This window comes from Legionella sp. 227, from assembly GCF_043161935.1.
Classification (GTDB): Bacteria; Pseudomonadota; Gammaproteobacteria; order Legionellales; family Legionellaceae; genus Legionella; species Legionella sheltonii.
In genome coordinates, this window is sequence record NZ_CP171154.1 from 1,292,532 (window position 1) to 1,314,809 (window position 22,278).

The window sequence follows — 22,278 nt, forward strand, 5'->3', positions numbered from 1 at the left end:
ATTTTTTTTCAAAATTGATATATTTTTAGTACTATAATTAATGTAAGCCTTATACAGGCGCTGGGGCTAAATTTTTTAGCCAAAATATTTCCTGATTTCCGCACACTTTTAAATATCATTTAAAGTACAGGAATGCGCTGGTGGAGAATTGTTATGGAAACACACAAGAACGCCGTTGATATTCTGTATATCGAGGATGATGTTGTAGATGTCGAGGGTGTAAAGCGCATATTTAAAAAAGTTAAAGAATCTTGTGCGATTGAAGTGGCTTCCAATGGTGAAGAAGCACTGAACAAATTATTGGGACGTTATGGACAAGAAAAAATCCATCCCAAGGTGATCCTTCTCGATATTAATGTACCCAAGGTAAACGGCATCGATTTGCTAAAAATTATTCGAAAGGATCCCTCATTAGCATTTACAGAAGTTTTTATTTTGACCAATGCTTATACAAAAGAAGATAAGCTAGCAATTAAAGATTTAAATGTGAGAGGGCAAATTATTAAACCTTTAGAATATGGTGATGCATTGAATATTTATTGGGCAACGCACCATACATAAAAAAGTCACTTAATCTCCATAAGTGACTATCAATGCGTTTCTTCAATTTTATTTTTTTTATAAATTTCAATTATATTACTTGCTAATTGACGGGCAGAGTAACCAGTCCAGCGGGATCCTGCTACATACAGCAAACCTTGTTCAGTATGATAAACTCCGATTCCAATTGCTGCAATAATTGGTGCAACACCCAGTTTAATTTCACATTTTTCTGGAGATTCTACACAAAGAGAATTCATTGTGGCTTGGGAAATAGTTATTGATGTGCCTGGAGCAATAGAACAACTCCTGGTGTCTAGGCAATCGTAGTTAAAAACGTGTGCTTCTGCTATTTGATCACTCGAATTAATAATCATTAGATCTTGAGCTGCTTGAGCGTTCCATCCAAGAGAAAAACAAAGAATAGAAAAAGTGGCTTTTAGTATCTTATGAAACATCTTCTTAGTCCTTTTAAGTGTTTCAAAAAGAATAATAGAAGCGCACGCGGAATACAATTCTAATTTAATTGTATTCCGCCAAAATTTTTAATGGGCGGCATCCCAATTAGTCCCTGTACCAATAGAGACTACAAGCGGCACAGACAGTATCACCGCATGTTCCATCAATTCGCGAACTCTTTTTTTGCAGGGCTCTACTGCCTCTTTATTTACTTCAAAAACCAATTCATCATGGACTTGCATAATCATTTTCGCAGATGGATTTTTTTGCTCATTTTGCCATTTCGCGATGGATATCATGGCTTTTTTAATAATGTCTGCTGCAGTACCTTGCATCGGCGCATTAATTGCAGTTCGTTCAGCTGCTTTTTGTCGTACCATATTGCGAGTATTAATTTCAGGTAGATACAAACGCCTGCCGAATAAGGTCTCTACATAACCGAGCTGATGAGCTTGTTGGCGGGTACGGTTCATGTATTCTAAAACTTTAGGATAACGCTGGAAATAAGTATCGATGTAATATTGCGCATCCTGCCGTTCCACCCCAATTTGTTTTGCCAGGCCAAAAGCAGACATTCCATAAATCAGGCCAAAATTGACGGCTTTTGCTCTGCGGCGTTGTTCGCTGCTAACTTCTTCGAGTGGCGTTTGAAAGATTTCACTGGCTGTTGCTGCATGAATATCCCAACCCTGAGCAAAAGCTTTTAACAGATTTTCATCTTGCGATAAATGAGCCATGATCCGCAATTCGATTTGAGAATAATCTGCTGCGAGGATAATGCAATTATCGGGAGCGATAAATGCGGTACGAATCAGACGACCTTCTTCACTGCGTATTGGAATGTTTTGCAAGTTAGGTTCACTTGAGGAAAGTCTACCTGTTGCAGTAACCGCCTGGTTATAGGATGTGTGTACTCTATGAGTTTGCGGATTAATTTTTTTAGGCAAAGCGTCAATGTATGTAGAAACCAGCTTAGTCAGGCTGCGGTATTCCAGGATCACCGCGGCAAGACGATAATCATAAGCCAGCTCTTGTAATACAGACTCTGCTGTGGAAGGTTGTCCAGTTGGTGTTTTTGCGATTACAGGGAGTTTATGGGAATCAAAGAGAATTTCTTGTAATTGTTTGGGTGAGTTCAAATTAAAAGGTTTGCCTGCCAGTTGTAATGCTTCTTGTTCTAAGGCATGGATGCGCTCTTTCAAACGGGTTCCATGTCGCTCCAAGGTTACGGAGTCTATGAGTACCCCAAGTCGTTCCATATCGGCAAGGATGGTCACTAAGGGCATTTCGATGTCATTGAATACACTTTGCACCGATTCCGGGATCGAAGGAAACAGTTTATTGTGCAGCTGCAAGGTAATGTCTGCATCTTCCGCTGCGTAAGCTGCTGCTTTATCCACTGGAACTTGATCAAAACGTAACTGCTTTGCACCTTTGCCAGCAACTTCTTCATAACTAATCGCTTTGTGTCCCAGATATTTTAAAGCTAATGTATCCATATCATGACGACCGGCGCCACTGTTGAGTACGTAAGACTCTAACATCGTGTCGTAACGTATGCCTTCTAAAGTAATGCCATGATTTTTCAACACCGCATAATCGTATTTGAGGTTCTGACCAATTTTTTTTATTTGAGGATTTTCTAAAACAGGTTTTAAAGCGGTTAATACTTCTTCACGAATTAATTGAGCTGTTCCATCTGTATGAGTAAACGGGATATAAACCGCTTTTCCCTCTTCAATCGCTAAAGAAATGCCAACGATCTCGGCCAACATAATGTCAATGCTGGTTGTTTCGGTATCGATACAAAATGCTTGGCATTGTTCCAGTTGATTGAGCAAATGATCGAGTTGTTGGTTCGTTGTGATTATTTCAAAGGGTATACTGGAGATAGCTGGTTTGTTCGAGGAGGAGCTTCCCTCTTCTCCTAAGAGTTCTTTTAGCCAGTTTTTGAATTCAAATAGGCGCGTTAATTCAATAAGCTGCTCTTTATTCACTGGATTAGGTTTTAATTCACCCCAATTTAGAGGTAGCTCAACATCAGTTTTGATCGTTACTAACTTTTTGGATAAGGGGAGTTGTGGAATACTTGCGCGTAAATTCTCGCCAATTTTACCGCCAATTGCGTCTGCGTTTTGAATCAGGTTATCCAGATTTTGATATTCAGTAAGCCATTTGACTGCTGTCTTGGGCCCACATTTGGTTACCCCAGGAACATTATCGACGGTATCGCCAATTAGCGTAAGATAATCAATTACTTGTTCTGGTTTAATGCCAAATTTCGTTTGGACTCCTTCAATATCCATGGTGGTGTTGCTCATCGTATTGATGAGCGTAATATGTTCATTAACCAGTTGAGCCATATCTTTATCCCCAGTAGAAATGACAACCGGGATTCCTTGTTCTGTGGCTTGTTTTGCTAAGGTTCCTATCACATCATCTGCTTCAACGCCATCAATAATCAGTATGGGAAGACCCATGGCTTCTAATAACTGGATTAAGGGCTCAAATTGGATGCTTAAATCATGAGGCATGGGCGGCCTATGAGCCTTATATTCTGGATACCATTCATCCCTGAATGTTTTCCCCTTGGCATCAAAGACTACGGCTAATTCTTCCGGCTGATAATCTTTAATGAGCCTTTTAATCATATTGGCTACCCCATAGATCGCTCCTGTGGGTTGCCCTTTTGAGTTAGTCAAAGGCGGTAGTGCATGAAATGCACGAAAAAAATAGGATGAGCCATCAATGAGGATCAAGGGTGATGTCATAGTTACTCTGCCTCTTCTTTGGCAAGTTGTTTCTTCAATAATTCAACTTGTTCCGAAAGCGCTTTAATATTTTTGCGCATCAAGGGAATGCGATTAACCCCCAACTCATGTTGAATGGCAAGATCTTTGGGACGAGCAGGATTTCCTAAATAAATATTCCCTTCTTTCAGATGTTTGTTCGGAGGTACTCCTGTACGAGCCCCTAGAATTACCCCATCATCAATGCGTACATGATCGCTCACACCAACATTGGCAGCAAAAATTACATGATTCCCTGAAGTAGTGCTTCCGGCGATACCGGTAAAACCACAAAGGATATTGTGTTTACCTAATTTAACAGAATGTGCCACTTGGACCAGATTATCAATTTTAGTCCCTTCACCAATAACCGTTGCTCCCATTGTGGCTCGATCAATTGCGGTATTCGCACCTATCTCTACATCATCCTCAATAATGACCCGTCCAACATGGGGAACTTTGAGATGTTTGCCATCAACAAAGGTATAACCAAACCCATCAGAGCCTATAACCGTAGAGGCATGAATAATGACTCGGGAGCCAATTTGACATGTATCGTATACGGTGACATGGGAGTGTATGGTGGTATTATTTCCTACAGTCACTTCACGGCCAATATGAATGTGACTTTTTAAAATACTATGATCCCCGATAATGCTGCCTGCTTCAATCACTACATAAGGGCCTATAAAGACATCCTTTCCCAATTGCACTCCTTCGCCAATGACTGCAGTAGGATGAATGCCAGGGATCGTTTTTTGAGGCGGATTAAAATGATGCATCAAAGAAATGAAGGCTTTAAATGGATGCTTTACTTGTATTAATGGTTTTTTTGAAACAGAAATCTGTTCGTTGACTAATATGGCAGCTGCGGGTGAGGCTTCTGCTAACTTCACATTTTCATTACTATCAGCAAACACAATGCTTCCGGGGCTAATTTCATCAATAGGTGATAAGACAGAAACTTTTATTGAGTCATCACCAATGACTACCCCTTGTACCTTGTTTGCTATATCACGTAGTGAATAACTCATCTGTTGGCCTTTTTTTATAAAATAGCTGATTATATACTCAAGAAACTTCCATTGCTATGTTTTAGGCCGCTTCATTTTTGTGGATCAACATCTGCATAAAAGAAAGAATGAAAACCATTTAGCTGATAAATAGTTAACCCTCTAGTTAGCTGTTTTTGATTGAGTCGCCCATGATTCCCAACAAGGCACAATTCTAAAAAAATTCAGCCTTTGGTCTAATGATAAACGTTAACTGGAGAACGTTAATGTTTCTTCTTCGCGACGTAATGACTCCATTTTTAAAGTGACCGCTTGCAAGAATAACTCTTCTATATTTTGACCTGTTTTTGCGCTTGCCGTCATGTAACATAAATTATTAGCCTTAATAAATCCGTTCAGTATTTTAATGTCTAATTCTTGATCAGGTACTGCATCACTTCTTAACCCAACTAGAATAATTTTTCCCAACATATCCCTATCTAAATGCCGATTAATTTCTTCCAGCCATTTTATAGCACCATCAAAGGTTACTTTTTGGCTTAGATCAAAACCTATAATCGCTATGTCTGCTTCTTTAAAATAAAGCCTGCATAAATTGCCATAACGTGCTGCGCCGGATATATCCCATATGTGAAGATTTATTTTGCTTCCACTGACTTCAAACAACTTATGATAAAAATTTGCGCCCATTGAAGCTCTAACATGACGGGGGTATTTTCCTGAAGTCAGTGTTTGTAATAGCGAGGTTTTGCCGCAAGCGTCCCCAACAAAAATCACCTTAAACGATGGGATGTGCTCTGGTCCCTTTAGTTCTTGCAGCTCAATATTTGTGCCAAAAAAGCCAAATTTGGTTTTCATTTTTATAGCTCCCTGGGAATTTATGTAATCATACTGATAAAAATTTCACATACAATCAAGCCCTTAACAAATGAAATAAGAAAGACTGCCTAAGGGGTTTAAAGAGCTAATAATAGTCTAACTCTTCTAACTCAATAGCCGCCGTCCCTCTGTTCACGCTACAATTCTCGCAACCGAGGTATAGAAAAGTAGATCCAAATACTGTATAAAATTACCCTGAATGCCCAGGATTTCATGATGAAAAATCAAAAGGATATGTAATGTTTAAAAAAATAATAGTTTCAGGATTTTTTGCATTCCTTTCAATCAATGTCTTTGCTACTGAAGACCTCTATGCCCCTGTTTTACCGCAGGTGTGGTCGTCTATTATTATTGCAAGCGGAGGTCCAGCTTGGTCTAATCCGGGGAAAGATCAATATCTTTATCCTTTTCCGCCCCCCCAATACAACCGTTATCTTGCCGATTCGAAATCGGATTGGTTAGGCACTGGCGGACTCTTTTTTGGGTTGCAGCATTTTATCGGTGCAAGCAATGTCATTGCTCAATTTGGTCTTGGAGTTGCAGCAGCCAGTGATGCTTCTCTTTCGGGTACAGTTACAGTGAATGGAGTTCCCGATGTTTATACCTATCAGTATAAAGTAAGTCATTTCCGAGCAGAGTTTAAAGGTAAGCTTATTGGTAACGGTTTTCAAACGCTACAGCCTTATCTTAGTGGCAGTTTTGGTGTGGGGTGGAACCATGCTCATGACTGGCAGCCTACAACAATCGATCCTATTCTTTATCCGACGTATTGGTTTACTACCTCCAGTATAGTCGCTTTTTCTTACACGCTTGGCGCGGGTGTCCAAAAAATGTTAACTCAAAATTGGCAAGTAGGTGCAGGAGTTGAACTTGCCGATTGGGGTAAAAATTATTTGGGGGGCGATGGAGCAACTTTGAGCCAAGGTCCAGGCATGCCTCATTTATATACTACTGCCTTAATGTTCAGCATAGGCTATATGTATTAATTAGCCCATTGCTTTTGCACCAGAAATTATCCCAAGATGTAGGATGGGCCTTGACCCAACCTACAACGCTACAATGCATCAATGAGTAAAAGTTAGGTTAAATACCGTGTCCAAAAGCAGCCAAATTTGCTCTTCAATTGATGTATCTTCGAAGAATCAAAGCCATATTAGCCCCTCCAAAGGCGAAATGATTGGATAGGACGATATCAATAGCCTTTTTACGTGCTTCATTTGCTACATAATCCAAATCACAATCAGGGTCAGGAGTTTCTAAGTTAATCGTAGGCAGCAACAAATCATGTTGCAGACTAAGTGATGTGGAAATGACTTCCATGACTCCAGAAGCTCCAATCGCATGTCCAATCATTGATTTTTGGGCGGTGATTGGGATCTCATAGGCTTGTTCACCAAATAGTGATTTAATCGTTTGCGTTTCAACTCGATCATTTAATGGCGTCCCAGTCCCATGAGCTTTCAGATACTGAATATCGCGCGGTGATAATTTTGCATCATCTAATGCCCCTTGAATCGCACGTTGCTGCCCTTCCGAAGAGGGTGCGGTAATATGAAAGGCATCACAGCTGGAGCCAAAACCAATTATTTCTGCAAAAATGGTAGCTCCACGTGCTCTGGCTTGATTTAATTCTTCAAGAATTAAAACTCCAGCTCCTTCGGCCATCACCATCCCTTCTCGATGCAAATCAAAAGGGCGGCAGGCTTTTGTTGGATTTTCATTGTTCGTAGACAATACCTTTAATTTGCACCAGGCAGACATCATTGATTCCCAAATTGGTGCTTCAGTACCGCCACAAATCGCCGTGGAAATCCGCCCATGAGCAATTTGATGGTAGGCGGCGCCTATAGCATCAGCTGATGAAATACAGGCATTGGAAATGGTTGAATTAGGACCTCCAAGACCAAAGGCGATGGCAACAAAATTGGCAATAGAGTTAGCCATTCCTCGGATCACCGTCAGGGGTTGCATTTTTTTCCAATTATCAGCGAAGAAAAATTGATAACTTGATTCTGATTCGGGATAGCCCCCCATGCCCGTACCGATGAAAGTTCCTGCTTTACTGAGCTCATGGGCGGTAAGTCCAGACTGTTCTATGGCATTATGTGTGCAATAAAGAGCGAATTGGGCAACTCGTGGATAACGTTTGTTTTTATTCAGTTCGGGAAGGTGCTCTAGGGAAAAATCAGTAATTTCACCAGCTATTTGAGTGGGATATGAAGAAGGATCATAACCTTGGATGCGTTTTATTCCGCATTGTCCCTGTTTTGCAGCCTCCCAAAATTTACTTAAGCCTGTTCCTATGGAAGAGGTTATTTCCATACCGGTTATGACAACCCTTTTTTTCATCAATGATCCTTTTAATTTTAATGGATGACGCTTTTTATGTACGTTGAAACAGCGACTTCTATGTGAATAGCTGATCGGACAATACTAAAGGTGGGGTTTAAATTCTGTCAAGCTCTACGATGAGGTTTTATTTTACAGAAAAATGTTTGCCCAGATAGATAAAGCGTCTGGGGAAACATGATGTAAATTAATGGGGGTGTTTTGGCTTAACTAATTTTTGCAATGTGTAGAGATCGACTTCCCAGTATTCACATGAGTTTTGCGTGAGAAAACCGAGTCGGGTATAGAGATTTAAGGCTTTTTGGTTATGTGTTTCTACATCGAGATTGAGCTCCGGCTTACCTTCGCTTAAAGCATAATTAATGCAGTGGGAAATCAATGCTGTTCCTAACCCCTTTCCTTGGCGAACGGGCAAAACTGCAATATCAGAAAGAGTAGCCCCATGTTTTTGCCAGCGTATATGTGCTTTACCTATAAGATGGTTGTCTTCAAAGGCCAATATTATTTGATAGGTTCTATCACTTAATATGTGTTCAAAACGAGGAATTAATTCGGATTGAGTTTTAAAAAAACATGCCTCATCCAGAACACAGAGTAAAGGAATGTCCTGCTCTGTTGCAGTGCGATACGTCAGATTTTTCTTATAATCCAGTAAGGGATTTAAATCATGTCGCTCCATGTAATATTCGCTATGCATATAAATGAATCCGAGATCCGCAATCCATTGTTGATTTAAATGGGAAGGACTAGAAAAAACCAGTTTAGAAAAGCCTTGTTCTTTCACTAAAGGCAAAATGGTGTGAAGCATTTTTTTAGCAATGCCTTTACGTCGATAATCTGGATGAACAAGCAGCGAGATTTCAACTGCATCTTCATAAAAGAAAAAAACACTTAAAAATCCAACTAAATGGTGTTTGTCATAATGCAGTAAAATCGTAGGCAAATTGCGTTTTTGAGTGAGCAAATGAGTATATAAATTAGGAACGCTGCCATCCTTTTTTTTACAGACGGTTTTTAATTGTTCAAGATCATTGAGTTGATCTTCATTGAGTTGATTTGTATTACTAAGCATAATTTAATAAATAGAACTTGTTTTTCTAAAGAATAGCTTGTTTTGTCTTAATTTGCTCTCATTAAAATTGAAAATTTATTAAAAATGTAAGTTTAAAACGGCAACTACAATTTCCAAAATGATCAATACAATAATGATAATCTCTAAATTATGACCATGTCGATTGTCCAAGTAACCATTAAACATATCAAAGATTTCATTGAGAGTGTCCAAGCGATGATTAATTGCATTGACTCGTCTTTGGATGTGCAGGTACCGTTCCAACATGGAAAAGTGCTCTTCTAAAGTTGGATGTTGCCAAAAATATTTTGGATGATAAAGGAAATTACTAATTAAATTCATTTCACTTTTAGCACCAAGTATTTCTCCAATAATCTGTTGTATTTGGGTGCGGCTAATTTCCATTTCACCCGTGATTGAAAGACTTTGGATCATCGGATTATATTTTTCAATGAGTGCATCAATGATGGTTTCAAAATATTGTAATTTTACTGATTGAGAAAACCCATAAGAAAGGCTGAGTTTGAGCTCATCACTGTCATCTTCAATGGTTAAACAATCCACATCGAAAAAATCATGTGGTTCTATGGTGGTTTTATCACTGAACTGATAATGAAATTCATCATGCACTAAAAGAGTTACGGGTTTATCAACCAGGAGTTTGATCGTATTCAAATAATCATTAATTTGATAACGTTTGATCCCCCAGGAAACAACCGTGCCATTTTTAAAAATAAAAATCGTATGATCTTTGTTGTGGTTTGCACTTAATTTTAGGACATCACGGGTCTTCAACGAAGTAAATTCAGTTGAAGCACTTTTAAAATGATTGTCGACTCGTGCTAAATCAATTGTTTTGGCAATACAAAAACTCAAGCATTCCATGATGGTAATAACCCGCGAAATAAAGCTTTTAAGGTAAAAAATAGAGATACAAACTGCTGTACCCAATACCCGATATCAGGATCAGATACAGCATTTTACAATATATAATAATTATCTCAACTTTAACTATTATACACTATCTGCAACTTCGCGGCTTGGATAAGTTTTTTTTCTGTCAGTTGCGCCACCTAACCATTGTGGGCAAACTTCTAAAATTTCTGCAATCTTGTTGAGCTGTTCGTTCCCTGGAAGTATATGGCCGAAAATTAAAGAATTTGCTAAATGTCGTGAAACACCAAAAACTTTAGCTACCGCTTTGATTTTCTCCGCTAAATCTTCAGGAAAGCCCAATGAAGCTAACTCGCGATTGAAGCGTTGCGAAAATACTTTACTGTTCATTTTCTCCTCCATGAAAAAAATATTCAGCATCATGCTGACCTATCCCAGATACCTGTCAATCCATGATTCAGGTAAGAGAGTTATAACTCATTTTTTTTTAATAGCAAAGAGTTTTTTAGTATGAAATCAAATAGTTATTATTTAACTTGCCATTATGATAACTAGTTGACCAGTAGCGGTTTAAAATCAGTGATAATTCCCAGCAGAATGCGAGGTTACCCCGTGAAATGAAGGAAGTGCACCGGGTACAGGATGTTGTTCATTTTATAAATTAATAGTATAATATTTATACTATATGATGAATAATAATTCTTGCGATGATGTCAGAAAAAAATACAGCCGTATTTTTGAATGAGGTGTAAAAATGGGCAGTAGCTATGAAAGTATTTATACGAAATTAGGATCTAGGGAACATGTGCAACACCTTCATCAGCAGGATGATTTATCTGATCGAAAAAAACTTAAATTAGAATATCTTAATGAAGCATTTGCTGTTTATCTCGAGTCTAAAAAGAGTCAGACAGAGGTTCAAAAACCAGAAACTCTAGAAGCTTATAAAGCATTAGCTCAGAAAAACCCAGATTTCACTCATTACTATAAAGCTGCTCTTCTCTTGTATCACGAAAAATTAGATGCCGTGGCAGTAGAATCCAGAGCCGATGATGCGTTAAAAGAGGCATTTAAGCTTGCATTAACAAGCTTAATTTCAAAGAAAATTATAAAAATTGATGAAAAGAAAATGGACGCTGTAATTACCTCTCTAGTGGACAAGGCAAAGGAGATTGGAGCAGAAAATTATGCAACGAATAACAATTGGCATGCTGTCTTAGCCGATCAGATTGTTGCTCAAGGAGGTTCCAAAAACGAACGGGCGCAAAGGTCAAAAGCAGCAAACGAAATAAATAGAACCATGCAAAAAGCTTTGATCGCATTAGAGCCTTATGCACGTTATGGAACAGAAACAATAAATTATGATATTGCCAAAGTAATAGAATACGCGTGTAAACAGTATGAAGATTTAAACCCCAACCCAAATATGAAGCGGAAAGCCGATCTTGCGGCAATAAGAGGTATAATAAAAAATCATCAGGATACTAAATCATCTCCTGATGATGTGGTTAAAGAGATAGCAAAATATTTTTTATCTGATAAGTTTAGTAGGGGCTTTTCAAGTCGATTTGAAGATTTAATTAAGAAAGCCATCAAAGATTACGCCGTAAAAAAGCACAACACGGGTAATGATATAAGAACCTTACAAACAAAAACATGGTCTGACTCTACTTTAGAAACAGAGCCACGCAAATTAGTACTCGCCGTGCACGGATTACAAGACAGCGTCAATACTTTTAATGTAGTCGCCAATCAATATGCCAGAAAAGGCTATAAAGTCATCAGTTATGACCAGTCGGGTGCTGCTTTTGATGAATCTCGCGGGGAAAAGGGTTTGAATATTAAACAAATGCAATTTGATTTTTATAGCATGTTAGAAAAAGCCTATCGCGATCCAAATGTTGATGAAATTGTTTTACTCGGTCACAGTTTAGGTGGGGCGGTTATTAGCAATGCTTTAAATATGATACATGAACTGAATGAAAATCCCCCAGAAGGTATCGCTAAAAATAAAATCAAAAAGATTCAGTTAGTCGCTCCAGCAGTCATGAAAAACCCACTATTACAAATTATCGGCAATCTACCCACGATTTATCGAAATCCAAGCGATAAAGATGAACACGCTCAACTGGTAGGACAACGAGGAATAAGACGGGAGGGAGGAGCGTCTGCTCTTTCATCGCTTGGGGATTTTATCACCTTTGTAGCCAATGCGTTTAAAAACCTGGAACGATTTTTCAAAAGAGAGGATGTTGACAAGCTCATTCCGATAGAAGTCCATTATTCTGAAAACGATGGTTTGGTCAACAAATCTAATTTTGAAGAACTTGCAGCGATTCAACCTAATTCTAAGACTGAGCAGCCTAAAGCTCAAATTTTTAAAAATCCTGAGGGAAAACACCATCTTCACGCAGCCCCAAGTTCGACGCTAGTTGAGGGAGTGGAACAGCTTCCAGACATCGATGATGAGGGATCTTCATTAACGTTATAAGCTGTCTATAATCTAGCTTCGGAGACTTCCTGAATCTCTTCAATTTCATCAAAAGATATTTTGAAATCCGATAAGGTATTCCTTGGAGCCAAAGAAATCTCTTGAAAAAATCTATTTTTCCTTTGGTATTCGTCAGCAAGCGAAAGTCCAAAAAAATTAAAGAAACTCAAAATTACTGCAAGGAAACCATAAAAAGCCGATTTAACTCGCAAATCGCTTTCTATGGCCTTTTGATGGCTAGAGCAAACAAGCTTTAGGTTTTGCTCAAATTTTGCATGTTTTTGAAATTGTTGGTTGGGGGTTAATTTAAAAAACTCATCCGTTAAAACAGTTAGTTTGATTAGGGCACTTTCTAATTCTGCGGCATAAGGATTATTATTCATTTTTAATTGTTGAATTGTTTCTTCAACTATTTTTAATTTATCCCTAGCCTCTTGTTCTGGGTCAATTAAATTATTTTTCAAATAAAGATTATAAGCCAGAGTAAGAACATGAAATGCGAGTAGTTCACTACGACATTCAGAATCCCTTAATTCTCGAGAAAATGAATCCAGCATGATTCCAAGGTATGGATGTATTTTAATTCCATGCACGGCAACTCTTACTATGTCATCGATCATGCCCATAAATTTATCGGGTTCGATGCTATTGCAGGTCTTTGCGGCATGTTCAAAGAGCAGAAAAGCAGATGCAGCTAGATCTTTTTTATTTTGCAGCTCGTCAGGATTCTTAAAATAACTGATTAATGACGCTCTGAATTTTTTGCTTAAATTTTTAGACATTAAAAAATGTATTTTTATTTTAAGTGTTGCAGAGTGTAATCAATAATTTTAAATTAGTAAATAAAAAAAGCAAAGAGATCAAAAAATAGAAGAATTGGGTCTAAAAGCCATTGCGGGATGACGGTAGTTCTTATTTGTTTCTAGACGATTTATTAAGTGGTTTTCGATCAAAATGAGAATTAATTTATAAATTTTTGCACTATTCGTATGAAATAGGGTATAATGCTCGGCTGAAATTAATGAAAGTTCCCTCTTTTTTTAGACAACTTCATATTTTTATAATTCTTTGTAATGGCTTAGGGAAAATAATCCATTTCAAGGAATATTTATTTCATATTAGGAGTTAAAACAGAATGATGAAAATAGCCTCTGTAGTATTGGGTTTGGTTTTAACTGGTTACGTTGTTGCAGACAATCCTAAAGAAATAGCAACTCATAAAGTATCCCTTGCTGGTTTGCAACCAGGAGAAGGTCGTTATATCCGTAGTGATGTATTCGAAAATAATAAATTTCAATCAGGTACCTATTTTTGTGCTGGCGCTGATAGTGTTCTATACGATATACAGTATGTGTTTTCAAAAAGCCAAGAACCATTCCATGCAGAACATTTGATTAAATTTTCAATATGCCAAGATGAAACGATGGCTCAATGCCAAGAGTTTGCTACAGATAAATATCTTACTTATAGAAATCTTGATGGTTATTTGCAAAATGATGTGAGTAAATCAACGGTAGACGTGTCTCCGCTAAAAATGGTTTTTCAATCGTGTGAACCAAGCGCAGAGATGGATGAATTGGTTAAAAGATCCATTTATGAAAATGATCGTCGCTTTTCACATGTAGGCTAACTACTTTTCTTCTTTAGCACGTGTGACCATGGATTGAGTACACCATGGGTTACACCTGCTTCACTCAGGCTGTCATGATGTTTGTTTTTGCACCAATCAAATACAACCCCCATTTGTTGAATTTTGTAAACTCCATTCAACGTTTCACCTGAAATGATTGATGAGTAGCTAAATGATGCTCATTTAAAAATTATCCATGTATTAATTTGGAGGAATAGTGAATGAAAAAAATAAGCGTATTAGGATGTTGGTTTTTATTAATGCTTGCATTGGATGCGCACTCCTACCAAACTCAAAACAGTAAAATTTACAATGACAAAGGCCAGCTTATTCACATCAATGGCCTTTCATGGTCAGGATTTCAGGACTCAAATATTCTGCAGGGTTTGCAAAGCAATCCTTTTTACGCCATACCAACCCTTAGTTCCAACCCAAGAGCTTATGGCATGATGGATTTAATCAGTAATCCAGGGAACTTTCCAAGTTCGGGCGTAGATAAAAATACCGCGGTGAATTTTAAGACCTTACGATTACCCATACAACCTGAGGTGCTTTATGATGAGCAACATGAGGTTGATTTGAATAAATGGCTTGCGGACAAGTCTTCCCCAAATGCAGGCAACGGTATATTTTGTAAGACATGGCAAAGTAATGGTCTGGCGTGTGAAAAAGCAGTGAGTCCGAAGCAAGCTTTTTGGATTGTTCTGCACGAATTAAAAAAGAAAAATATCAAGGTAATGATTGATATCCACCATCGTCATGGTTATGGTGATGCGATGCGCGATGGAACTGTATATGAGATGAAGCAATATGAGCAAGACATTGCTCTATTAGCAACAGAAATTAAAAACCGTAACTTAGACAATGTCATAGGCATTGACATTTTTAATGAGCCTTATCGATTAAATTGGTTTAAATCGCATGACTCTCAAGTTCCATGGACTAAAGTCATCGCCACAGCTGCCAATGCAGTACAGAAAAATAACCCCGATTTACTGTTGTTTGTCGAAGGCCCTGATTCAGGAAATGATGATTCAAACAATCCTGTAATTTGTATCCCTAAATCACAAGTAGTGAATGACAATGGATACAGCCATTCTCCAGATCCTTCTTTATGTGGCAATTTAGAGCGTGTGTTTTTTAAAGGAAATTGGGGTGAGGATTTTAAACCGTTGCTTGATGAAATGCAGGCTAAAAACGGCATTGCTGTTTTTGATAAGAACAAATTCAAGAGTGAGTTAAGCAAGCAAGGTATAAATGACGCTGCATTATCCTGGCTGCTGGGTGATGATTCGGCTCAGAATGGTCATTTGGTTTTCTCACCCCATGTTTATCCTGCTGAGGTTGCAGGATGGGAAACAGCACCTGGGATGCCCAGTCAATTACGTTTTGATTGGTCATGGGGATTTTTATATCAAGCGGGATATCCTGTTGTGCTGGGTGAGGCCTCTTGGAAGACTGCAAAAGGAAAAGCCTTTTTTACCGATTCGCTAATGCCTTATTTGCAAGCCAATATGGAAACCTCCAACCTTTTCTTTTGGGCAATTGGCTATCTGGGAGATACGGTGAGTGCGATTGACCCGAATTCAGGTGAACTCAATTTAGAGGTACAGTACACATTAAAAAATTATTTTGATGATGTGTAATTGATGGGTCGGCAGCTGTATCACACTGAGTTTCCCTTCTCCCCGAGTGGAGAAGGGATCTTCGCTGCTGGAGGCATGGAGGCACTGTAATCCCAAAATATCGCCTCTAAACGCACCAAACTTTACTCACTTCCCACACAATGATGACAGCTAAATACATTGTGCGGATCGTATTTGTGTTTTATCTGCAGTAGTTTAGGATAATTACTTCCCCATAAAGCAGATTGCCAATTCTTAATAAAATAATCTGCTTCGTTCGGATAAGTCCCTGAGTTCGGACTTAACGCATGGAATAATTCCATCGCCTTATTCGCTTGATGGATCTCTTTTTTTGCTTTAATTAAATCAGGCTTATGACCGGCAATGTTGGCATAGGTATTTTGTTGGCCTCCAGAAATAATGACTAAAGCTACCGCATCAAGTACTTCTGGGTTCATTGCGGTATCTTTTTGCCGTGCGGTAGCCTCGGATGAGGCCCCCGACAAACCTTTATTAAAATGAAGGACCACTTCAGTGAAACGGGATGCCTTAAAAAGGGTTTGGGCCAAATGATCTGCGTTTTCTTGAGCAAATAATTTGGCAGGAAGATACATGGATAAATAATAATTGATGTACATGGATACTTCTGTCTGATTTGAGGCCCACCAAAACTCACTGGGGGATGCATTGTTAGCTTTATTTACCACAATGGCCTCAGGGGCATTGGCAATCAGAAAATCAAAATCCCAGTAGTGTTTTGCAGGACGTGTCGCACTATCCCATCGAACTTGGTATTGTTCCGGCTTTTTGCTTAACCAATCCAGAAAGGGCTGCCACAGTGTGTCCACTTCGGACTTGCTTAAACCTGCAAAAACTAGAGAGAAAGTCATTTTATTACCCGGAGTGAAGCTCACTTGTTCTCCCCAATGTTCATTATGGAGATGGTCTCGATAAAAATGGATAAAGTAACGAATCAGTTCTTGGTAGGCTGTATCTGATTTCGCTGTAATTGTCCCTTTAACTTTTCCAAATGAGCTCGGGAGCTCATGAGTCAGTAAGGTGATTTTACTGACAATGCCGAAAGTACCTCCTCCGCCTCCTTTCAAAGCCCAGAAAAGATCCTGGTTTTGGCAGGCGTTCGCAGTGCGTATCCTGCCATCGGCAGTAATGATTTCTGCCTCGAGAACTCCTGCAGCGCCGGTACCAAATTTTTTGGAGAAACTTCCAAAGCCTCCGCCTTGAATGAATCCACCGGCAGCACCGACGGTAGCGCATCCTCCTCCTTGCACGTAACGGCCATTATTGGTCGTGACTTCTTTATATGCTTCTAACCAGCGTGTACCTGCGGCTATGGTGACTGCAGGTTTAGGTCTCTGTGTTGTAGGACACCCCTGGGGAATAAAATGATCGTGGAGGGTGACCTTGCGCATGTTATGGGTCCAGATCAAGAGTGAATTGGCTGCGTTGGAGCGACCAAGATAATCATGACCGGTACCTTTCACCACAAGCTTTATTCGATGTTGACGGGCAAAATTAACTGCCGAAGCAATTTCTTGTGCATTTTCAACCGCAACAACATAAGGACTTACTGCCGATTGCCATGCATCGATCCAGCCATTGGATTGAGTTGCACCAGGTTGCGATTCAATAAAATAAGGATTTTTAAGTTTATTGAGAATATCGCTACATGCGATGTTATTCGAGCTTTTAATACAAGGAGATAAGGGAGAATGTCCTTGCAGCAAATGACCGTTTACTTGCCTATTTAATGCGTCCCATTGTTTTTGGCTTGGCCAACATGCTTGATTAGGCAAACAATATGCTGAAGCTCCATAGCAAAAGGAGTGCATCAATAGAGAAAATACCATCATCCATAATTTCATTAATCATCTTCCTGAATTGAGGAACTTCGCTTTATTTCACCAGGCTACAAAGTATCCGGTGGTGGTTTCACATTCCAAGCACGACAACACCATGTCTGAGTGGGTTCGCTATGTTCAAAGACAGACAAGGCTCCGGTAGCGATTTTGATTCCGTATTGTGCACTGAATGTTGCAAAGTCACCCGTTAAATAGGGTGAAAACCGGGCGATCCCATTGCTAGTCACTACAAGACATGTTTTTCCCGGGTATTCTAGACGTATCCGGGTGGCAAAATCCATCCAATTCTTAATCAGTGCGGCAGGGTCTACCTTCCAACCCTCAGGCACCACCGCGCCTGATTCCCAGGCATGGAGTGCTTCTTTACCAAGACGGCCAACAACGTTTTCTTCGGGTTGATTTTCATCGGGTCCGTAATCGATCTCGTTGAAAATAGCCAAGGTGTTAATCGGTAAATTGGTTCCCATCGTATTTTGTGCTTGTTCTGCAGTTTGTATGGCTCTCTTGAGTTTGGAAGTGAAGATGACATCAGGAATAAGATGATTATTTTTCAGGTAGCTACCCAATAGGCGTCCCTGATTCAGACCACTATCCACTAAGGGCAAATCAGTGACTCCCACTCGTCGAACAATGTCCCCTGGGCCAAAGGTATTACCATGGCGTGCAATGAGTAATCGTGTTGTCATCGTTACCTACTCTCTAATAATTCACCGTATTGGGCAATCAACGCCTCAGCGCGAGCCACATCTTCTGGGCTATCAATGCCTGACATGTTGGCGCGGCCTTTATAATCAACTGGAATGCAACGAAGGGTATAGCCATTTTCCAAGAGGCGCAATTGTTCTAATCCTTCCATTTTTTCGAATGGACTTTCTGGCAAAGTAATATATTGTTCCAACATATCTAACGAATAGCCGTACAAGCCAATATGACGAAATACAGGGCTTAAATCACTTTTTTGGCGTAATTCTTCTTCTTTGCGGATGGCGGGAATAATATTTTTACTAAACCAATAGGCATTGCCTGTTTTTTCATTGAAAACGGCTGTAGTGCCACTAAAGGGGGTGGCTTGTTTATTTTTGCGCAGATTATCCAACTGTTTCCAGGTTAACTGAGTCACAGGAGTTACTGCGTCGCAAGGAGAGGCAGCAAATGCATCAATCAGTGCGCGTAAGAAATCAGGGGGCGTTAGTGGGGCATCGCCCTGCATGTTTAAAATAAAATCCGGTTTGTTCGTCATGGTGCTGATGGCTTCGGCGACTCGATCAGTTCCGCTGGGCGCCTCAACTGAGGTCATTACCGAGTCAACGCCTAATTCATCGCAATGTTGGACAATTCGGGCATCATCCGTGGCAACTACCACAGAAACATTGTTTAATCCCACGACAGCAGCACGGGATAATTGCACCACGCGTTGGAGCATGGTTTGGCCATGAATCATTGCCAGAGGTTTTCCGGGTAGGCGAGTTGATGCGTAACGAGCAGGGATAACGATGGTCGTATACATGACACAAATTGTTCCGATGATAAAAAAGGCTCAATAATAGCCTAAATATTATACGGTTACTATAGTGGAATCAGGTTACAATAATTGCGGATTAGGCTCTTGATAAATCTCCGCTCGCGTCCATTTTGGTTCTCTCGAGTGAATGGTATATAGTTCCTAACTTGAGGTATTTGATGTTTTGAATTTTATATAAAATAAGGACGTTTTTATGAACAAATTAAATGGGTTAACCCTAGGGTTGATGTTAATCAGTGCGGCTACCGGCGCTGTTGCTGACGAATATTCTTTGGTGAAGTTAACTGATTTAGCAGGTGCATCCGGTTTTGAGAAGTCTGTTCGTGATGTAGTAAAGCAACAATGGCAGCAGTCCATGAGTAAGCTTACTGTGGATGGAATGGGTAATTTAATTGGTCAATATAAAGAGGATCAAAAAGGACCTAGCGTTTTATTAATGGCGCATATGGATGAAGTAGGATACATGGTTGAATCCATTACTCCAGATGGTTTTTTAAAGATCATCCCCTTGGGCGGTATCCCTGCTTCGGTAATCTTTGCACAACGGTGGATGGTATCGACTCCCAACGGTCCTATTTTGGCCTATTCAGGAATGGACTCCACCCATCTTCTTGAGGAAGCTAAAAAAAATAATCTGCCTGCGGCTAATGCAGTGTTTCTTGATATTGGCGCAGAAAGCAAAGAACAAGCCGAAACAAAATTTAAGGTACGCCCAGGATTGCAAGTGACTCCGGCCAGTCAATTTAGTCCATTAAGTGAAAATCGCTTTTTAGCCAAAGCCCTTGATGATCGACTCGGATTGGCACTTATTGGCGATGTTCTTGATTCCATAAACACTAAGGACCGCCCCAATCAACTGTATGCTGCTGCAACAGTACAAGAGGAGGTTGGTTTGCGTGGCGCGAGTACTGTTTATCAAAGTACACATCCTGATATTACCATTAATGTTGAGGTCGGCATTGCCGATGATTACCCAGCGTTAGTTGCAAAACGTAAAGGTCGCATTGCCTTAGGTAAAGGACCTACTTTATTTGTATATGATCGTTCCATGATCCCTCATCAAGAACTACTTAATTGGATTTTAGATTTAGCCAAAAAGAATAACATTCAAGTCCAATTGGAATCAGAAGTAGGTTATGGACAAGATGGATCAAAAGTGCAAGGTTCTGGCTCAGGTGTTCCCAGTATTAATATCGGTGTACCGATTCGCTATGCGCATCAACAAGCTGGAGTATTTGATAAGCGTGATTATGATCAAGCAGTTAAACTAGTGAGTTTAATTGTGACTCATCTTGATCAACACGTTGTTGATCAAATTAAAGCGGGTTAAAGGTACAGGTTGAGCCAAGACCCTGAAGTATCTTCGGGTTCATTAAAAAAATTATTATAAAACATAAGGTTAGATTTTTAATAAGATGACAGGCATAGCGTGACATGATCAAATTGTTTTCGCGAAAAACCAATAGGAACATGGAGCTATGCATGTTGAGAGGATTCTACTCCTTGGATTCACTGCAGGGGTAGAGAAAAGATCCCTGACTTTTGAGTAAATCATCATCCTTATGATATGATGGCTAAAAATAACTCATAGTGTCTTAATGATAATAAAAATTGCTTAAAAAATTTTTGCTCAGAAGGTGGTGAAATCCTTAAGCGCATGATTTGCCAAAATGTGTAAGGGATCATGGATATAGTATGAAATTAAGTATTGATTGCAAGACGCTGCTTCATGTGGCTCCCAGCGATATCAAAGAAGATGGTTCTTTTGAGTTTCCAGCAGGAGTTGCCTCTATAGGAGAAGGGGCATTTCACGGCTGTTGGAACTTAAAGCGCCTCATTATTCCAGAAACGGTTGTTTCTATTAGCAGCTCGGCATTTAAGTATTGTAGTGAGTTACAGAGCATTGTCATCCCACAAGGGGTAACCTCTATTCGAACGGGTGCATTTAATGGTTGCAGTAAATTACAAAGCATAGTTATCCCAGAAGGGGTTACCATTATTAGAGACGAGGCATTTAAGGGCTGCATTGGATTAAAAAATCTCACTATTCCCGAAGGAGTTACCTTTATTGAAGATAGTGCATTTGAAGGGTGCCGAGGTTTGCAGAACATCACCATCCCACAAGGAGTTACTTTCATTGGAAACTGGGCATTTGATGGATGCAGTAGTTTACAGAGCATCACTCTGCCGCAAGGAGTAACCTTTCTTGGAGAAGGTGCATTTCAGGGCTGCAGCAGCTTACAGAGTTTCATTGTCCCACAAGGAGTTATTTTTATTAGAGGCTGGGTATTTAGTGGCTGCAGCGGATTAAAGAACATCACCATCCCAGAAGGAGTTACCTCCATTGGTGAGTCAATTTTTCATGGCTGCAGCAGATTACAAACAATAACCATTCCGGAAGGGATTACTGCTATTGCTCCATCGGCATTTGATGAGTGCCCAAGCTTACAGAGTATCGTGATTGCCAGCCAAAGCGAGGCGGTGAGAGAGCGTATTATTTCATTACTGCCTGCTTCCTTAAAAGCCAAAGTAATCTTAAAGGAACTGGCGGAAGAAGTTTTTAAATTCCGCGATGCCGAACTGTTGCGCTTGGTGCACACCCCAGAAACCAATCCCTTATTTCGTTTTTTTCATATGAAGTCACGACATAGTTTGCGGTTTTCAGGGGAAAATGGAGTGGCGCGAGAATGCAGCAAACTACCTGATGAACTCTTGCAGGCGATAAATCGTTTTAGTGATGATAATCGCTATTATCAAAAAGCCCGAAGATACATACAGGACTTGCCTTTACCTGCCAATGCAAATGAATTGCTGGATTATAAAAATAAGGTAACAGCAATCGTCAATGAGTGCAGGAGCAAAGCAAAAGAGTTCACGCAGCCTATTGATGCGATAACGGATAAGGGAGCGATACATAGGACCGAGGAATACAGAATGCGGGTTGCCTTAAGCCGGTAAGCATGGAGTTTTCAATTCTTATGGATGTTGTTCAATCTCTTGGTTTCACTGGAGTAGAGAACGATCGCTGGCTTTTGAGCTAATCATGGAGTGATGGTTAAAAAAAATTCAGGGTGGCTCAATAAACAATAAAAAATTTAAATCTGAGATTTTGATAGAAACAAAATGACTAAAAAT

20 protein-coding genes are annotated in these 22,278 nt (G+C 39.6%); 7 read left to right on the forward strand and 13 right to left on the reverse strand.

What is annotated here, in order from left to right; all coding sequences use genetic code 11:
- Positions 1–153: 153 nt before the first annotated feature.
- Positions 154–561, forward strand: coding sequence for a response regulator (locus tag ACF8MK_RS05565; RefSeq protein ID WP_265703764.1), 408 nt, complete (start codon positions 154–156; stop codon positions 559–561).
- Between the two features lie 29 nt (positions 562–590).
- On the opposite strand, the gene ACF8MK_RS05570 is transcribed toward ACF8MK_RS05565, so the two are convergent.
- The 4 genes from ACF8MK_RS05570 to ACF8MK_RS05585 form a co-directional block, all read right to left on the reverse strand.
- A complete protein-coding gene (locus ACF8MK_RS05570) occupies positions 591–998 on the reverse strand; it encodes a hypothetical protein (RefSeq protein ID WP_392538511.1) in 408 nt (135 codons plus the stop codon).
- A gap of 87 nt (positions 999–1,085) precedes the next feature.
- Positions 1,086–3,770: a DNA polymerase I gene (gene polA / locus ACF8MK_RS05575; protein ID WP_392538512.1), complete on the reverse strand. Its 2,685-nt coding sequence runs from the start codon at positions 3,768–3,770 to the stop codon at positions 1,086–1,088.
- A 2-nt stretch (positions 3,771–3,772) separates the two neighbouring features.
- The gene (lpxD, locus tag ACF8MK_RS05580) at positions 3,773–4,822 is read right to left on the reverse strand and encodes a UDP-3-O-(3-hydroxymyristoyl)glucosamine N-acyltransferase (RefSeq protein WP_392538513.1); all 1,050 of its coding nucleotides are present in this window, start codon (positions 4,820–4,822) and stop codon (positions 3,773–3,775) included.
- A 228-nt stretch (positions 4,823–5,050) separates the two neighbouring features.
- Positions 5,051–5,659, reverse strand: a complete 609-nt coding sequence (locus ACF8MK_RS05585; protein WP_392538514.1) for a Rab family GTPase — start codon at positions 5,657–5,659, stop codon at positions 5,051–5,053.
- A 260-nt stretch (positions 5,660–5,919) separates the two neighbouring features.
- On the opposite strand from ACF8MK_RS05585, the gene ACF8MK_RS05590 reads away from it, so the two are divergent.
- Entirely contained in the window at positions 5,920–6,666 is a 747-nt protein-coding gene (locus ACF8MK_RS05590; protein WP_392538515.1) for a hypothetical protein, read from the forward strand.
- A 133-nt stretch (positions 6,667–6,799) separates the two neighbouring features.
- On the opposite strand, the gene ACF8MK_RS05595 is transcribed toward ACF8MK_RS05590, so the two are convergent.
- The 4 genes from ACF8MK_RS05595 to ACF8MK_RS05610 form a co-directional block, all read right to left on the reverse strand.
- Complete coding sequence (locus tag ACF8MK_RS05595) at positions 6,800–8,029, reverse strand: beta-ketoacyl-[acyl-carrier-protein] synthase family protein (RefSeq protein WP_392538516.1); 1,230 nt, start codon at positions 8,027–8,029, stop codon at positions 6,800–6,802.
- Between the two features lie 187 nt (positions 8,030–8,216).
- On the reverse strand, positions 8,217–9,101 hold the full coding sequence (locus tag ACF8MK_RS05600; protein ID WP_265703771.1) for a GNAT family N-acetyltransferase: 885 nt from the start codon (positions 9,099–9,101) through the stop codon (positions 8,217–8,219).
- A gap of 78 nt (positions 9,102–9,179) precedes the next feature.
- Complete coding sequence (locus ACF8MK_RS05605) at positions 9,180–9,986, reverse strand: RMD1 family protein (protein WP_265703772.1); 807 nt, start codon at positions 9,984–9,986, stop codon at positions 9,180–9,182.
- Between the two features lie 129 nt (positions 9,987–10,115).
- Positions 10,116–10,385, reverse strand: a complete 270-nt coding sequence (locus ACF8MK_RS05610; RefSeq protein ID WP_028381550.1) for a hypothetical protein — start codon at positions 10,383–10,385, stop codon at positions 10,116–10,118.
- Between the two features lie 364 nt (positions 10,386–10,749).
- On the opposite strand from ACF8MK_RS05610, the gene ACF8MK_RS05615 reads away from it, so the two are divergent.
- Positions 10,750–12,486: an alpha/beta hydrolase gene (locus ACF8MK_RS05615; protein ID WP_392538517.1), complete on the forward strand. Its 1,737-nt coding sequence runs from the start codon at positions 10,750–10,752 to the stop codon at positions 12,484–12,486.
- 5 nt (positions 12,487–12,491) lie between these two features.
- Here ACF8MK_RS05615 and ACF8MK_RS05620 read toward each other — a convergent pair whose 3' ends face one another.
- Positions 12,492–13,268, reverse strand: coding sequence for a hypothetical protein (locus ACF8MK_RS05620; protein ID WP_392538518.1), 777 nt, complete (start codon positions 13,266–13,268; stop codon positions 12,492–12,494).
- Positions 13,269–13,621: 353 nt separating this feature from the next.
- On the opposite strand from ACF8MK_RS05620, the gene ACF8MK_RS05625 reads away from it, so the two are divergent.
- Positions 13,622–14,116 carry a hypothetical protein gene (locus tag ACF8MK_RS05625; RefSeq protein WP_392538519.1) on the forward strand — a complete coding sequence of 165 codons (495 nt, stop codon included), beginning with the start codon at positions 13,622–13,624 and terminating at the stop codon, positions 14,114–14,116.
- On the opposite strand, the gene ACF8MK_RS05630 is transcribed toward ACF8MK_RS05625, so the two are convergent.
- A complete protein-coding gene (locus tag ACF8MK_RS05630; RefSeq protein WP_265703777.1) occupies positions 14,113–14,256 on the reverse strand; it encodes a hypothetical protein in 144 nt (47 codons plus the stop codon). The genes ACF8MK_RS05625 and ACF8MK_RS05630 overlap by 4 nt on opposite strands.
- A gap of 81 nt (positions 14,257–14,337) precedes the next feature.
- On the opposite strand from ACF8MK_RS05630, the gene ACF8MK_RS05635 reads away from it, so the two are divergent.
- A complete protein-coding gene (locus ACF8MK_RS05635; protein WP_265703778.1) occupies positions 14,338–15,762 on the forward strand; it encodes a cellulase family glycosylhydrolase in 1,425 nt (474 codons plus the stop codon).
- A 122-nt stretch (positions 15,763–15,884) separates the two neighbouring features.
- On the opposite strand, the gene ACF8MK_RS05640 is transcribed toward ACF8MK_RS05635, so the two are convergent.
- The 3 genes from ACF8MK_RS05640 to kdsB are packed head-to-tail and all read right to left on the reverse strand — an operon-like array spanning position 15,885 to position 19,128.
- The gene (locus tag ACF8MK_RS05640; RefSeq protein ID WP_392538520.1) at positions 15,885–17,624 is read right to left on the reverse strand and encodes an FAD-binding protein; all 1,740 of its coding nucleotides are present in this window, start codon (positions 17,622–17,624) and stop codon (positions 15,885–15,887) included.
- 44 nt (positions 17,625–17,668) lie between these two features.
- Positions 17,669–18,307 carry a histidine phosphatase family protein gene (locus ACF8MK_RS05645; RefSeq protein ID WP_392538521.1) on the reverse strand — a complete coding sequence of 213 codons (639 nt, stop codon included), beginning with the start codon at positions 18,305–18,307 and terminating at the stop codon, positions 17,669–17,671.
- A 2-nt stretch (positions 18,308–18,309) separates the two neighbouring features.
- Positions 18,310–19,128: a 3-deoxy-manno-octulosonate cytidylyltransferase gene (gene kdsB, locus ACF8MK_RS05650; protein ID WP_392538522.1), complete on the reverse strand. Its 819-nt coding sequence runs from the start codon at positions 19,126–19,128 to the stop codon at positions 18,310–18,312.
- A 241-nt stretch (positions 19,129–19,369) separates the two neighbouring features.
- Between kdsB and ACF8MK_RS05655 the strand changes: the two genes are divergently transcribed.
- Together ACF8MK_RS05655 and ACF8MK_RS05660 are read left to right on the forward strand one after the other, a co-directional pair.
- Entirely contained in the window at positions 19,370–20,473 is a 1,104-nt protein-coding gene (locus tag ACF8MK_RS05655) for a M42 family metallopeptidase (RefSeq protein ID WP_392538925.1), read from the forward strand.
- A gap of 365 nt (positions 20,474–20,838) precedes the next feature.
- Positions 20,839–22,101, forward strand: coding sequence for a leucine-rich repeat domain-containing protein (locus tag ACF8MK_RS05660; protein WP_392538523.1), 1,263 nt, complete (start codon positions 20,839–20,841; stop codon positions 22,099–22,101).
- Positions 22,102–22,278 lie beyond the last annotated feature (177 nt).